Origin of the sequence: Paenibacillus sp. ISL-20 (assembly GCF_018613005.1) — a bacterium.
Lineage (GTDB): Bacteria > Bacillota > Bacilli > Paenibacillales > Paenibacillaceae > Paenibacillus_AQ.
Genome location: NZ_JAGGRD010000006.1, coordinates 23,503 through 38,426 on the forward strand (window position 1 = coordinate 23,503; position 14,924 = coordinate 38,426).

At 45.4% G+C, this 14,924-nt stretch carries 11 protein-coding genes and 1 pseudogene; 4 read left to right on the forward strand and 8 right to left on the reverse strand.

All coding sequences use genetic code 11. From position 1 onward, the window contains the following. Positions 1-1,006: 1,006 nt before the first annotated feature. Both J7E85_RS04320 and J7E85_RS04325 read right to left on the reverse strand, forming a co-directional pair. Positions 1,007-3,301 (reverse strand): glycoside hydrolase family 95 protein, encoded by a 2,295-nt coding sequence (locus J7E85_RS04320; RefSeq protein ID WP_215155364.1) that lies wholly within the window; start codon positions 3,299-3,301, stop codon positions 1,007-1,009. 143 nt (positions 3,302-3,444) lie between these two features. After that, a pseudogene (locus J7E85_RS04325) lies at positions 3,445-4,519 on the reverse strand (alpha-galactosidase); the annotation flags it as partial. 2,369 nt (positions 4,520-6,888) lie between these two features. Between J7E85_RS04325 and J7E85_RS04335 the strand changes: the two are divergent. The 4 genes from J7E85_RS04335 to J7E85_RS33840 all read left to right on the forward strand — a co-directional run bounded on the left by J7E85_RS04335 (position 6,889) and on the right by J7E85_RS33840 (position 8,836). Further along, on the forward strand, positions 6,889-7,695 hold the full coding sequence (locus J7E85_RS04335; RefSeq protein WP_215155367.1) for a hypothetical protein: 807 nt from the start codon (positions 6,889-6,891) through the stop codon (positions 7,693-7,695). Positions 7,696-8,022: 327 nt separating this feature from the next. Continuing rightward, positions 8,023-8,265: a hypothetical protein gene (locus J7E85_RS04340; protein ID WP_215155369.1), complete on the forward strand. Its 243-nt coding sequence runs from the start codon at positions 8,023-8,025 to the stop codon at positions 8,263-8,265. Next, positions 8,258-8,584 carry an AAA family ATPase gene (locus J7E85_RS33835; RefSeq protein ID WP_251035466.1) on the forward strand — a complete coding sequence of 109 codons (327 nt, stop codon included), beginning with the start codon at positions 8,258-8,260 and terminating at the stop codon, positions 8,582-8,584. The genes J7E85_RS04340 and J7E85_RS33835 overlap by 8 nt, the downstream gene beginning before the upstream one ends. Positions 8,585-8,590: 6 nt before the next feature. Beyond that, on the forward strand, positions 8,591-8,836 hold the full coding sequence (locus J7E85_RS33840) for a general secretion pathway protein (protein WP_251035467.1): 246 nt from the start codon (positions 8,591-8,593) through the stop codon (positions 8,834-8,836). Positions 8,837-9,053: 217 nt separating this feature from the next. Here J7E85_RS33840 and J7E85_RS04350 read toward each other — a convergent pair whose 3' ends face one another. From J7E85_RS04350 to J7E85_RS04375, 6 genes are all read right to left on the reverse strand, one after another. Beyond that, the gene (locus J7E85_RS04350) at positions 9,054-10,064 is read right to left on the reverse strand and encodes an LCP family protein (RefSeq protein ID WP_215155371.1); all 1,011 of its coding nucleotides are present in this window, start codon (positions 10,062-10,064) and stop codon (positions 9,054-9,056) included. A gap of 28 nt (positions 10,065-10,092) precedes the next feature. Then, positions 10,093-10,659, reverse strand: a complete 567-nt coding sequence (locus tag J7E85_RS04355) for an undecaprenyl-diphosphatase (RefSeq protein WP_082361558.1) — start codon at positions 10,657-10,659, stop codon at positions 10,093-10,095. Between the two features lie 95 nt (positions 10,660-10,754). After that, complete coding sequence (locus tag J7E85_RS04360) at positions 10,755-11,879, reverse strand: FtsW/RodA/SpoVE family cell cycle protein (protein ID WP_251035468.1); 1,125 nt, start codon at positions 11,877-11,879, stop codon at positions 10,755-10,757. Between the two features lie 215 nt (positions 11,880-12,094). Further along, positions 12,095-12,454, reverse strand: coding sequence for a hypothetical protein (locus J7E85_RS04365; RefSeq protein WP_251035469.1), 360 nt, complete (start codon positions 12,452-12,454; stop codon positions 12,095-12,097). Between the two features lie 251 nt (positions 12,455-12,705). After that, a complete protein-coding gene (locus J7E85_RS33845) occupies positions 12,706-14,106 on the reverse strand; it encodes a sensor histidine kinase (protein WP_215155381.1) in 1,401 nt (466 codons plus the stop codon). Between the two features lie 3 nt (positions 14,107-14,109). Further along, entirely contained in the window at positions 14,110-14,829 is a 720-nt protein-coding gene (locus J7E85_RS04375) for a response regulator transcription factor (RefSeq protein ID WP_251035470.1), read from the reverse strand. Positions 14,830-14,924 lie beyond the last annotated feature (95 nt).

A 14,924-nucleotide genomic window follows, 5' to 3' on the forward strand; every position in this document is an offset into this window, starting at 1 on the left:
TAATTATGAGTCTTATTTACTATAACATTTCGACACCATCCTCCATCATTCCTTTTATTACCCCTATTTTTGGATTACAAGGAATAAATCTCTACCTAATAGGAACGTTTGTTCCTATTTTATCATACTGTTATTAATACTTCTACAAGAAATGATTTTGAACATATCTACTTGTATTTATTAATTGGACAAAATCAAAAAACACTCGTCATGTCTCATTTGAGCGAGTGTTTAATATGAAAATGCTCTTGCCGTAATGCTCCAATCTTTATAAGAATATGTTGATTATATCATTGGCACACTTATAGTTCTTAAATGCAATAGGTATATTGTACCGTAAAAAAGAGACTACTGGATCTTTTAAATAAACTCGCAACTAATTTAATCCAAAATCACCTATAACAAACCGTCAACTCCACACGATTCTGCTTTCCGATTAAATACAATCCGTTCCACCAGCTTCTTCAACGTCCTATTCTTCTCTTTACTGGTCACAGGCACACTCCCCCCCCCTAGGTTCCTCTCATAAATCTGATGAAAAGTCGAATAATTCCCTTCACTCCTTCATCTACTTTAACCTTCCGCAAGTCCTTTAATTCTTCCCCCAGCTTCAGTTATCTTCCTTGGCCGGATAGCTTAACGCTCCAAAAATACTTGCTTCGTTCTCATATCTTCAAATCCTGTTCCTTCATATCGATGATCGTCTGTGTATCTTGTAGCGACTTTCTTGAAGTTCGTCCTCTTACAAAATGTCTGGAACCCTGGCTAATACGATCATACATAGCATCGAAAATAATTAGCATCCATTACCTCCCTTGCTGTTCACTTTTACTTCCATCTCTATACTAGTGATAATACTGTTTACACTCAATGCTACCCTTACTTCTTATTATCGCCTACTTGAACCCCTGTATAGATCAATTTTTCACAATAAATCAAACCCGGCAACGGAAAAATGCTCCTCAAAAATTCTAAGTATCCCTGTACTCAATTCCCACTTCAAGACTCACCTCCATCTCCTCCCCCCATAAAACACCCGCACATTCCCACTCTCATTCCCCTTCACCCTCGCCTCAACCAGCTTCCCATCTGCCCAGCTCATATCCACCTCAATATTCCCTTTTGCCTTCAGCCCTGTCACGCTGCCTGTCGGCCATATCGCCGGCAGTGCAGGTAGAAGATGAATCTCGCCTTCGTGGCTCTGGAGCAGCATTTCCGCAATGGCGGCGGTGCCGCCGAAGTTGCCGTCGATGACAAAGATGTTGGCCTCGGCTCCGGCTACGCCGGGTTTGGAGTAGGTGAGCATGTTATCGAAGCACAGCTCCCCGATCAGGTGAGCGATATGCTGGACAGCCTGGTCTCCGTCATGCAATCGGGCGTAGAAGAGTCCGAACAGCGCCGCGGTAAATTCGATATCCTCCAGGTCGGCCCGGCTGTTCCGGTTCTCCAATGTCACTCGGGCTGCCGCAGCGAGTTCCGGCGTATGATGCGGCGTGATTTGGCCGCCGGGATACAGGGCATATAGATGCGACAGATGGCGATGCTCCGGCTGCGCCTCCTCGTAGCCCTCCAGCCATTCCTGCAGCTGTCCCTTCTTGCCGATCATCAGCGGGGGCAATTGATCCAGCGCCGTCTGCCACTTCTGCTGAAGCTCCTCATCCACGCCCAGCGTCTGTGCTGCCTTCACGCAGAACGCCAGCAGATCCCGAACCAGGACCTGATCCATGGTCGGGCCCATGGACAGCTGCTGATGCCCATCCTCCGGTTTGCTTGTATAAAAGCTGTTTTCCGGCGAATTCGACGGACCTGTCACCAGCCAGCCATACTTCGGATGTACGGTCATGTAATCCATGAAAAAGGCCGCGGCCTCCTTCAGGACGGGATAAGCCAGCTCCTCCAAAAAAGCCTGATCGCGGTTGTACGCATAGTGCTCCATCATATGCGTCGCGATCCACAGTCCGCCCGTCACGTTCAGTCCCCAGGAGGTTCCCCACCCTGGCGACGCAAATCCCCAGGCATTGGAGAATACATGGGCCACCCAGCCATCGGCATCGTAATAATGGCGCGCCGCCGAGCGACCGGCCACCGATAGCTGCTGGATATACCGCATGAGCGGCTCATGGCTCTCGCTCAGGTTCGCGGCCTCCGTTGGAAAATAGTTCATCTGGGTGTTCACATCCAGGTGATAATCGCAGCTCCAGGCCATCTTGTTGGCTTCGCCGTCATTCCATATGCCTTGCAAATGCATGGGCAGGATGGAGTCTTGTCGTGACCCGCTAATCGTCAAGTACCGGCCATATTGATAAAACAACGCAAACAACGCCGGATCGTCCCAGTTGCCTTGCTTAAACCTGCCGATCCGCTCGTCCGTAGGCAGAATGGCATGCTCGGAGCTTCCCAGATCTAATCGTACACGGGCATACAGCGGCTGATAATCCGCCAGATGCTTGGCTTTCAGCTCGTCATACCCTACCAAAAGGGCCTGCTCCAGCTGCAACGCGCTTTTCGCCCGCCAGCTCTCGCCTTCTTGACGGTAATCCGTATTCACCGCAAAATAAATCGCCGCCTCATCCGCCCCGGCTACGGTTATGGTGTCATCCGTGCAACTCACCTGCCCGCCTTCCGCTACAACACGCAGCAGACCTAGGCAGGACACCCCGCACTCCCCATTGCTATGTATGCCTTCCAGCGCCTGTCCCTGGAATTTGATCGTGTCCTTCCCAGTAACGGCAGCATGAAAAGGGCCGTTCTCGCCTCGAATCGAAATGCGGAATGACACGCCTAACGAGCCAATGCTGCTGCGGATCCGCGAAACGATGACCTGATCGGCATGGGAAGCAAATACCTCTCGCGTCATCTCCGCTCCATCGATCTCGCAAAAAGAACGCGCCATTGCCTCCTGTAGATCCAGTTCCCGATGGAACAGCAGTTCAGCTGCTGCATTTTGTCTCCCGCCCTCGGATGGCTTCACGTTATGGTCAAACTCCAGAACGACTTGGCATAGTCCCAGATTGGTGCCAAAATTCAATTTTTCCGGCTCCAAGTGCTTCTTGGCCAGCCGATCGCCTTCGCGATAATCGCCCTGGAAGAAATGCTGCCGCATCCGCTCCAAATCCGCTTTGCTGTTGCATCGCCCTTGAGCTGGCTCCGGCTGGCCGGACCAATAGGTGGTTTCGGTGATATGCCATATCTCTCTGTCAGGGGTGGATACCACCACATTCCCCATTCGGCCATTGCCGATCGGCAGCCCTTGCGACCAGCCCTGGGCCGGGTTCGTATACCAAAGCTTCATATCTGTCATGTTGTTTTCTCCTCTTCAATTGATTTTCCAGTATGGATACAAGCGCTATCCCTTTCAGCAAAAAGCAAGAAATCGCGATTCCCGGATGGAGCCGAGAACCGCGATGAACTTGCAGATGTACATAATTAATCTATGACTTCTTGTTATGGATTAGGGACGATTTTATAAAGCTTGGATTCGGCCGCTTTTAGCGTCACATCCAACGAAGAGCCAGACACCGTCTGTGATTGACCGCTCCATACATCCGTCACCGTATAGGACGCTGCCCCTTCCGAAGCGATACCGGCCCGAACGAGATCCACGGTGCGCTGCACCGCATTTTGCGTATAGTTAAACACGGCTACATAGCGGGTTCCCTGATCGTCCAGCACGAATACGTTTGCTGCCTGCGTGCCCGTGTTGCCTTCTACCGGCCGGAACGCCTTGCCCTTCATCGCTAGCCCGTTCACTTCCGGGTTGGTCAGCAGCGTTTCCATGTACTGCCGTGCCGTCGCATCCGTTACGTCATCCGAATTCAGGAAGACCGTGCCGGAGATAGCGGCCGCATTGACGCGAGACTGCGCGCCTTCCATCGATCCGCCTTTGGTCAAGTGCATATAGTCTGGATCGGTATAATGATAGATCGTTCCGTTCTGCCACCAGCCGTACGTGAGATTGTTCAGCTGGTATTCCGTACTGCCGATGCTGCCGTCGATATCGCAGGAGATGCGGCGGCTGTGCGCATATTGGCTAGGGAACAGCGGCGCGATGGAAGCGCTGATGAACATGGAGCCTTCCAGCACTTCATTCACGTAAGCCATTCCTTGGTTATAGGCCTGGATGCCGGTTTGAACGTTGGCATCATAATGCTTGCCTTCCATTGCCCCATGGCTCAGAAAATCGATTTTGATATATTCAAAGCCCTTGCTCTTGAACTTATTCATGTAATAATCGATTCGCTGCTTCACGCCCGGATGCGTCGGATCCACGGCATAAGCGCCGTCCAGCGTTGGCAGCACGTTGCCGTCTAAATCGCGCAGCACGATATCGCCGTATTTATATTTTCCGTTCGTCCCTTCGACCTCCTGCTCCATATTGTTGCCCCAGTACACGAACGGCGAATAATAGATGCCGGCCTTCAGCGATCCCCGTCGTAATATCCGGGTTGTAATGCTTGCCTTCCAAAGCCCCGTGAGCCATGAAGTCCAGTTTGATATACTCAAATCCTTCGGAGACGAATTTATCCATGAACCAATCGATTCGCGCCAGGTTCCCGGGATGCGTAGGATCAATCGCAAGTCCGCCGTCAACATCCGGCAAAATCTCGCCATCCTGGTCGCGAAGCAGGATATCGCCATAGGTATACTTCCCATCGGTACCCTCCACGGGGTTCCCGAACCCAGCCGGACTTCCCCAGAAAGCAAACGGCGTCCAGTATGTACCGGGTTTGTGCCCGTTCTCGCGGACCCTTTTCAAGGCATCCTCCATCTCGGCAGGCGTCAGGCGATCCCAGAACGCATCGAAATTAATGTACAGGGTATCCTCGTTATGAAAGCCCTGCGGCTGAACCTCCCGCTTCAGAAAATCGCTCGTCGCCACATAGAGGCTGTAATCCAGCGTGCTCATGGCGGCCGACCAGCTGTTCCAGCCGATCGGGACGCCGCCGTCCCAGCTCAGAGCAGGCGCTACCTTCGTATTCGCTTCCCCATATGCTTCGAGTCCTGTCCGGTAATCGTCGTAATCCCCTACCATAACCAGCGGAGATTCGACGCGCGTTCCTCTTATGTAGCCATGCGGCTGGGAATCTCGGGTCATGATGTCGGCCGCGCCAGCGTACAGTTCCAGTTCATCCAGCTTGCCTGCCGTTTCCCCTTTAACGCGAATGCCGGTCTTCCATACGTCATGACTGATCGATCCCAGGATCAATCCATTGCGGCTATCCGGCTGGAACAAGGCCGTCACTTCGTAGCTTTCTGTCTCCAGCGGGGCCGTCTCCGTCAGATAGCGCACCCATTTGTCATTGTCATAAGGTACACGGAGCACATGCAGCGCTTCTCCCGGAACCGTCTCGCTCCCGCTGGATACGCTATCGGTTTTCACCACCGCGATGCGATTTACCTTTAATTCCTCTTGACCGACGATGACGACCCGTGTGATGAAAGATGAAGCTCCCTCATAGACATAAAAATGCTGTTCCAGGCCTGGGAGCAGATCGGATTCATGCTTAATCACGGCATGGATTCCTGTTCCGAAGGGATCTTGGATCTTCTCCGGCTGCCCTATCATATAGTGGCGGTCGTAATGTCCCGTATGGTATTCCCGGCCCTGCCATCGAAAGCCGCTTCGTACATCTTGCAGGGCGAATCCCCTGCTGCCTGCGTAGGCGTAATCGCCTTTTTCCAAATCCACCTCAATGGCCACCAGACCATTCGCCAAGCGAATGTGAGTTTCGGCATTCACCCCCACGTTCACCGCCGTATCGCTGCTTCCTAACATCTGTGGATTGCCTCCTTCTGCGTGCATCTACGCTGCATTCAGGCCGTTATAGCATCAAGCGCCTTTTACAGCTTGCTACCATTATAGAAGCGTAGATAAAGCGCTTTCTATACAACGATCTTCCGATCCATATCGGGATATAACGCATCTGGAGCCACTCATTTGTTAAAATGCAATATGGTCTCATTTCGCTATGAAATCACCTAATTAAAAAGGTTACCCGAGGACAAACGAATCGTCCGGATAACCTCTGTAAATACATAAGCTATATTGAAATAAAGCACCTACTCGCGAGCCATGATGAAACACTTGATACCATCAGGACCCGTGAAACTGGCAAATCGGCCAATCCCAGGCTTATCCTGAGTCTCAATGATGGAATGCGCACCAAGCCTCCGAGCATTGATTAAACTTCGTTCACAGTCTTGAATGGTGTAATAAACATTCCATTCAGACCAAGCTGCTCCATTATCGGAAACAACCATACTCAGGCCGCATTCATATTGGCTACGATTCTGAAAACACAATCGTTGCATCCTCATTTCGATTTTCAAGTTTCCGGTTGAGGTTACAAGGCCAAGTACGGCACCTGGAGCAAATGCTCAAGTCGCTGATGTAGCTGTAGTCAAAGTACGCCCTACATACGGGTATTACAAAGTTAATGGTGTAACCGGCCATGTTTCCGTACACTTAGAAATATGGGTTGAAGGTGGTGACGTAGCTACCTTAATCAACAGGGTCAGGGGTTATACAGCTTTTGCGACAAATGTTGAAGGCGTACGAGAAGAGATTAATTACGTTCCTTTCCCACCAAATAAGGTGGTGTATGTTACAGAAGAATCCGATATACGTATAGATTTTGATACTGATCTGGTATTGTGGGAGGGTTATGCGACTGTATCTTTATTAGGTGGATGGTCTGACGCAGATATTTTCTTCGATCACGAAAGGTACTTATAAACCATTTCGATACTGGTAGTAACGAGAGCTATGACGCGTGAACAAAGTATATTATAATTGGCGTGCAGCACACAAGTCTGCACGCTATTTTTATTCAGAGCCATTCTTGACCTTGGTTTGATAAATCTTATATTCAAGGGAGCTTTATTAAAATGAAGATTCTTTCTAAAATTGATAGACAGGAATTTAATGATCAATACGATGTTGCTGCTATGAATCAAGATACGATTAAGCAGGAAGTGCATTCTGTAAAAGACAATAAAATAGTAACCCGAACGATTGTTGATGGTGACATCGTGTTCACGGAATCAGTATTCGAACCAAAGGTAGCAGCAGATGTGATCGTTGAAAACATTAATATTCAATTCTCTTTGTATCAATTTTATGTCTTTTACAGTGGAGTCGAGATTAAAGAAGCACATAAAAAGGAAAAACTAGTTTATGAGCTTCGTTATCTCAATGAGGGAAGTAAGTTGAGTAATGAATTATTATCTAGTTTGCTTTCTGTTTTTGATTCCTTGAATGTGGTTTACAAAAAAAATGCGATGATTATTGCTGCGACGCTATCTGATATAGATACAAAAATAAAAATCTATAATTTATATAAAGAATTATATGAAAAATCCCTATTGAATCCCTTTATTGTAGCATTTATAAAAGAAATGAAAGTAGGAAAAAAGGAAAGCAGGGGGAGCGCTGTCTTTCAATACGAGCCTTGCTACGACGATTTAAGACAGATTGTTTTGGGTCAAAAAGAAATGATATTCATTGATTATATTGAACAACAATTGAACCTATCCGATCATTTCATGTCTTATTGCTATGGTTGGAATGAGGATGACGTTGCAGCTAGTGTAGTATTGAAAAAGTTGGCCAAACATTTTAAAAGGATATTTTTCACTTCAATGCCTGATCCATTTTCTTCGGAGCTTCTCATGATATTTGCGGAGCGCAAGTGATACATTGAGTTTTAATGGTGCTTTTTTCGCCGATATGCAAATGGCCATACGTAGAGCAATAGATGCCTGGCATCAGCTCCTAGTGCTAACAAAATGCAATTTACTTATGTTGTTGAGCCAAAAGTTCTTATTGACGTGAGGTATCGGCATTGGACAAAGCAAGGGAAGATGAGATTGTCTGTCCTGGAGAGGGTATTATCATAGGGGTTTGGGTGTATTGCCTTTAATAAAAGAATGAAAAATGGAAGCAGGTGCCCCTGCTTCCATTTCTTATATTTATTGCTCTTCTTATCCGTTTGTTTACTGATTATTTTACCATTTTCTCTTATGTTTTGTACTTCTTGGAGGGAATTCCTTCACAATATCTCCGAGGATATTTTCAACTCGATCTTTATGGTTATCGGCGAGCGTGCCGGCAAGCGGCCGCTGCTTCCCGAGCGCCTGGGTGAAGTGCCGGCGGAGGCTTCCCGGCTGCTCGCTGCCGCGGAAGGTCGCAGCGCTGTCCGGATAGAGCGGCAGGCGACTGCCGTTGCTTACCGGCGGGTGAATAAGGAGACCGGCCATGTTTGAGTCATTCTACGGTCTTAGCCGAGCGCCGTTCTCCCGGGACATGCCGACCGGCGAACTCTACGAATCGGTTATCCTCGAAGAGACACTCGGCCACCTCTCCTACGCCGCTCAGCGGCAATGGTTTGCTGTGGTCACCGGTGACTGCGGCACCGGCAAGACAACGACCATTCGCCGACTCACCGAGGTCCTCGATCCGGCAACCTACAAAGTGCTGTATCTGTCGGATTCCAAGCTGACGCCGCGGCATTTCTACAAGGGTCTGCTCGAGCAGCTTGGCTGCGAGTCAAAATTCTACCGCGGCGATTCGCCAGCGCATTGACCTGCAATGCAAGCTGGCCCACTTCGACAGGGCCCAAACCGGAGCCTATGTCGCTCGGCATATGAGCTACGCGGGGCTGAACATGACGTATTCACGGAGGCGGCCATTGACGATATATTTCGCTTCTCCAGCGGCGCTGCCCGCCTGATCAACAAGGTCTGTACGCACAGTCTCATCTACGCCTCACAGAACAAACATCGCATCATCGACGATCATATGATCAAGCGCGTCATCCAGGGAGAATTATCATGATCCTCCCTTTCTTCACACTATAGCTCGGACGGCTTGACCGTCACCAGAAGAACAACTTACGCCGTCAACCGCCGGTCATTATGTATTAGCAGTAACACCAGAAGAATCAAACATCTAGTTTACCTAGTTACATCAAGGGTTTGTTTAATTGTTTAAATAGCGAAAGTTGAGATGAAGTTAAATCAGGTCTGACCAACTAAAGGACTCAATGCACGGATCACTCCAGTACCCCAATAGTTTCCCATTTAAACGATATTTCTGAACGGACACCTGCTTCATCAGCTAGATCTATCAACGCTTGTTGCAAATCCTCTTTGTTTACGTAAACATAGGGACTTTTCCAACTGGATTCCAACTGCAATGAACGAATCTGATTCGGTTTGATTTTCGGGAAATTATAGACCCATTGTTGAAGATCAGATTCAGGAATATCAGACTTCACATTTTCACCGATAATGTCCAATATGTTCCCCCATTGGGAAATCCCTTGAAAATCCCCCAATTTCTCAATGATCTGCTTGATCACTTGCTGCTGTCGATCGTTACGTGCGAAATCGGAGGACTCCCGAGTCCCTTGATTTGATTTACGATACCTGACATAGTCGAGCACTTGTTGACCATTAAGAGTCTGCAAGCCCTTTTTTAAATCGATATGCGTTCCGTCTGCGGAATCGTTATATTTCATATCCATGTCAACATCGATTTGCAGTCCGCCAAGTGCGTCCACGGTCTGCCGTAAGGCATCAAAATTCAACACGACCATATGATCAATCGGAAAACCTAGCAAATCAGAGAAAAAACGTTTTGTATTAGGAATAGCCTCTGACTTATCCTTTATATAGTAATAAGCATAATAATAATTGGATTTATGAGCAGGCAACGATTTAGGTTTTAGCAGCAAATCACGCGGCAGGGACAACAAACTAGCAGATTGGGTTTGTGGATTGAAACTGACAAGCATAAGAACATCTGTATTCATCACCCCACCACCATCATCCCGACTATCTACACCCGCCAAAAGAAATGTCATAGGTTGAATCGATTCCTTCTTTACATAATCAATCGGATCATCAGTCAGCTTTGGAGCTGCCACACGTTGAATCGCAGCATCCGCCTTATAATATATATACCCCGCATAGATTCCAACTCCAAGTATCAGGGCGCTTATAACAAGGTAAATGCTCATCATAACTTTACGAATTGCTTTTCTCTTAGGTTTGATAGACATAATTTCCTCCACTCAATTCTAATAATATTCAATTTTTGAGTTTAGAAGCTTTTTTATAACTTTTCCAAATATTTTTCTCGATTTTTTCATAAAGATTGATGCCAGCGTTCAAACATTTATGAGCTACAGACCATCGATGAACCATTTGATAAACCATAAACGCACTAATTACACCAATAAATGCTCCCGTGATGACATCAGAAGGATAATGAACACCATTCCAAATTCGGGAGAATGAAATTAAACCTGCCAATATAAGCCAAATTACGCCATCTTTCTTACGAAACAACCATATACCTGTTGCGATTACAAAGGCCCCAATCGAATGATTACTTGGAAATGAAGCGTTAGCGGAATGTTCAACTAATTGGTTAACCGTATGATGGACAAAAGGCCTATCCCTATAAAAAAAGTGAGAAAGTATACTACCAACACTAAATCCAACACAAGCTGACAAGAGAGTTGTTATCACCATTTGCCTGTTCTTATGGATGCGAGTAAACCAATAAACTATAATCCCCAGGTAAAAGAGGTATTCCGCTTTTTCTGATAAAAAACGCATAAATGGATTTAGTGCAGAGAATGTTACTGCCATTTGATTGATGAATTGAAATACGAGATCATCCGTTTGAGAAATGCCCAATTTCTTAACCTGCTTTCTATTTCTGTAATAATAAGGTTGTCTTTAGTTCATTCTATATAGATATCGTTTTTATGAAATTTGACACTTAACACCAAACCAATTGCAATCATATTACTAAGTAGTGAGCTGCCTCCATAACTTATGAACGGTAAGGAAATACCCGTCAGGGGTACCAAACCGATATGCATGCCTATATTAACGAAAATTTGAAAGACTAACATTCCTATAAGCCCGGTAACAAGATATGACCCTACAAGTTCTCTACTATCTTTGACGATATGAACCATACGATATATGAGAAGGAAATATAACAGTAACAGCACCGCAGAACCCAAAAAACCATATTCCTCGCCTATGACCACATAGATCGAATCGGAATACGCATAAGGAACAAACCCTCTACGTAAAAAAGATACGTCACTTCCAGTCAATCCTCCCAAAGCTATCGCATATTGTGCGTTTTTAACATGCCATGATTTATCGGGATCGCTGGCTGGGTCAAGAAAAGTCTGAATTCTTGACATTTGATGAGGCTCTACAATCTTGGATAACAATTCGAAATTGGCATAATATAGCCATAATATTATGCCTACCGTAATGATCATAATACTGATGAACAGAATCATATATAATGAACGGATGTTACCCATCCACAGCATACTAAGCAGTGCACCCACAAAAACTAGAGAAGTGCCTAAATCCGGCTGCTGCATGATTAAGATGATAGGAATCATGAAAATGATACAAATCGGTAATATATCTTGAACAATACGAAGCTGAGCTCCCTCTCGCTTGCCTAATAAATGAGCAATCAGAAGCACTGTAAATAATTTAGCTAATTCAGAAGGTTGAAGCTGAAAACTTCCAATACTTAGCCAACGAACAGCACCGTTAATGTTCTCTCCGGTAAACTTGACAAGAACCAGCATCCCTATGCCAATTACATAGAGAACGTAGGATAGCTTACCAAACAGAACTCTATAATCTAACAATGCGAGAGCCAGCATAGGAATGCAGAATGCACCGAATAGATATAAATAACTAATGTGAAGGCCTTCTAAATTCGTATCCACTGTGGCTCCATAAATAGCAATCGTACCAATGGCAACAAGACACAATATAATGAACAGCATGGTTTTATCCAGTTTTGAAATTATGTGGGTTATAAACATGATGGCTACCTCTATTTTGTTGAATTTCTGTAGGAATCCGCCTAAAAATGAACATCACAAATAATCCGATGAGCAAACATACGTCTTTTTTCATGACGTATTGCCACGGACTATTGTGTTTTATGATGGCCATCGGAGACTATCAGGTCGGCCCTTATTTTACCGTTCAAATCATAGGACACCTCCCTCTTGTTAACTACAATCCTTGGGAAGGATTACTCAAGATCGAACTTGCCGTGATACTCCTTCTTGGATAACAGCTTCAATTTATCTTCACTCAAGCCATAAATGTCCAGACCATTTCCTGCAGCCCCTAACGACCAGCCAAGCACGAGCTCGGATCGACCGTCCTGATCGATATCTGGAAATCCAGCATACTCCAAGCCGTAACCAAAGCCCTTGACTTCCGAGACGATTCGCCACTCCTCATTATCTTGCTTAAATAGCGCCGCTTTCAACATTTTACCTGTCGCTTTATTCTCTTCATATACAACGACGGCTTCATCGATACCGTCCCCGTCCATATCTCCGAACGAGATATCATTACCGTCTTTTCCCTGCGTAGGAACTAACAATTGAACCTCGTTAGGTAGTAATTTAATAAGTTCATGGTTAATTTTATCTCGCTGAATACTTGCTTCTGATAATGGAGGCTTAATCATATCTACTGGTGTTGCGGGAATCCCACATCCTCCGAGCAACAATAACGTAGTTGATATGAAACCTATTCTAATGAGTTTGTTGAGCATTCTGATTACCAACTCCTCGATTGTCAAGGTTATTGACTATTCTATCTTTGAAAGGGAACGAAGTGGTTATGAAAAAGTTAAATTTTATAATTTTCTTCTATCGGCAAGTAGATCTGGACTGTCGTACCCTTACCTACCTCACTAATTATGCGTAATTCTCCATGATGTAACTTAATGATCTCATCTGATATCGATAGACCCAGACCACTGCCAGGTGCATGTGGATCAACTTTGTAAAATTTTTGCAGCACATTCTCTAGATTCTCCTCTGAGATTCCTGACCCAGTGTCCTCAACGGTAATAACAACTTGTTCTAGAGCTGTATGAGCGTGTATAAAAATTCGACCATTGGCATCTGTAAATTTGAGTGAATTATCAATTAAATTAATTAGTACTTGCTTCAAACGATTCTCGTCTGCATTAATGTTAGGGAGATTCTCCTCTGCTTGTATTTCGAGTGATACTCCTTGCCGAGCAGCTCTTGGGGCAAGTTGTCTACCCACATGATGCAATAATTCTGATAGATGGACAGGTGCTGAGTGTATGACAATTCTTCCGTTATCCAGTTTAGAGAAATCTAACAGTTCTTCCACCAAACAAGTTAACCTGTCGCTTTCTGATTCAATAATATCCAATCCTTCTTTAAGGATTTGCTCGTTGTGATTCCCATTCGATTTCAGCGTGATGGCCCAGCCTTTAATTGACGTTAATGGCGTTCGCAGTTCATGGGACACGGATGAAATAAAATCATTTTTAAGCTGTTCGCTCTTCAAAATTCTACCTGCCATCATATTTAACGTATCAGCCAAAGAACCCAGCTCATCCTGATAGCGTTTATGTACTCTTATGCTGAAGTCTCCTTCTGTCATCTGATCTGCCGCCTGTTTAAGATCCTTAATTGATCTCGTTATGGTCCGAGACAACAATAGTCCAAGAACGGTAACAATCGCAAGAACAAACAGACCTACACAGATCAGTACGATTGAAATACGATTAACTGTCTGTAGTGTTTCAGTCAAGGAAGTGACAAATCTGACTTCTCCCACGATGATATCATTGGCTCGTAAGGGAAAAGATACCGCTAATATCGCTTCTTGGGTGGAAGGGTCCTTGCCTCTCCATGTGCCGGGTTGTCCTTGGAGTGCAGTTCGTACATCTAAATACGTAGTCATGTCATTGCCGCCTGGAAGTCCGGTAGAGTCCTGCAAAAGTCGGCCTGAGGAATTAATAATCTGTACTTGCGCATCCGAGTTATGTGCAAACCCCTTTAATAATCGATACGATTGTTTCTCCAGATCTTCATCGGCAAAATATTGCTGAAAAAAAGAAGCAGATAGCTCCGCTTGATTCATCAGAATCCGCTCAACATTATGAAGATAATAATATCTCACGTAAACCATGAGAAAAATCTCAAGAATGAGAACAGTGATACAGATGACCACAAAATAACTTCCTACTAATCTTTTCTGAATACCCACTTCTTAACCGTCCTTCCTGAAGCGATATCCTACTCCCCATACCGTTTCAATCCAATGTGGCTTGGAGCCATCATCTTCAATCTTTTCCCGTAACTTTCGCACATGAACATCTACTGTTTTAGGATCTCCAACATAATCCTCTCCCCATACGAGATTTAATAATTCATTCCGGGATAGTGCTGTATCGGGATGTTCTAGAAAGGTTCTAACTAGTTGAAATTCCTTCGGCGTTAATTCAATAAAGAAGTCATGTTTGAACACTTTATTCGAATTCAGATCCATCCGAATTGGACCGGATTGAATCACGGATCTTTGCGGTTTTAGAGCAGTTTCTGTTCGGCGCAATATCGCATTAATTCGTGCTACAAGCTCTAACGGATTAAACGGTTTGACAATATAATCATCAGCTCCGATTTCTAATCCTTTGATCTTGTCCAGATCTTGTCCGCGGGCAGTTAAAAAGACGATGATGACCGCAGGCTCTATCTCTCTTAACTGTCGGCAGATTTCAAATCCATCAGCATCTGGCAGCATAATGTCCAGAACAACAACATCGGGTCGATTCGTAGTGAAGAGTTGTATCGCTTCTCCTCCAAATGCAGCCTCACTCACCACAAATCCGTTATTTATTAAATTTATCGATACAAAACGTCTAATATGTGCATCATCTTCAACAATAAGTACTTGATTACGATTAGCGGTATTTATAGCTTCCACCCCCATAACTCGATTCCTAACACGTAAAACGCAAAAAAAGCCCCCCCTGTAAAGAGACAGCCTTGTACTCAGATCCTTATTCTTACCTGTGTAATTATTAC

What these genes read in the sequence shown, in the direction of transcription:
- J7E85_RS04320 (WP_215155364.1), bottom strand. Translation starts at nt 3,301, where the DNA reads ATGACAGATATGAAGCTTTGGTATACGAACCCGGCCCAGGGCTGGTCG.
- J7E85_RS04335 (WP_215155367.1), top strand. Translation starts at nt 6,889, where the DNA reads ATGAAGATTCTTTCTAAAATTGATAGACAGGAATTTAATGATCAATAC.
- J7E85_RS04340 (WP_215155369.1), top strand. Translation starts at nt 8,023, where the DNA reads ATGTTTTGTACTTCTTGGAGGGAATTCCTTCACAATATCTCCGAGGAT.
- J7E85_RS33835 (WP_251035466.1), top strand. Translation starts at nt 8,258, where the DNA reads ATGTTTGAGTCATTCTACGGTCTTAGCCGAGCGCCGTTCTCCCGGGAC.
- J7E85_RS33840 (WP_251035467.1), top strand. Translation starts at nt 8,591, where the DNA reads ATGCAAGCTGGCCCACTTCGACAGGGCCCAAACCGGAGCCTATGTCGC.
- J7E85_RS04350 (WP_215155371.1), bottom strand. Translation starts at nt 10,064, where the DNA reads ATGTCTATCAAACCTAAGAGAAAAGCAATTCGTAAAGTTATGATGAGC.
- J7E85_RS04355 (WP_082361558.1), bottom strand. Translation starts at nt 10,659, where the DNA reads ATGGCAGTAACATTCTCTGCACTAAATCCATTTATGCGTTTTTTATCA.
- J7E85_RS04360 (WP_251035468.1), bottom strand. Translation starts at nt 11,879, where the DNA reads ATGTTTATAACCCACATAATTTCAAAACTGGATAAAACCATGCTGTTC.
- J7E85_RS04375 (WP_251035470.1), bottom strand. Translation starts at nt 14,829, where the DNA reads ATGGGGGTGGAAGCTATAAATACCGCTAATCGTAATCAAGTACTTATT.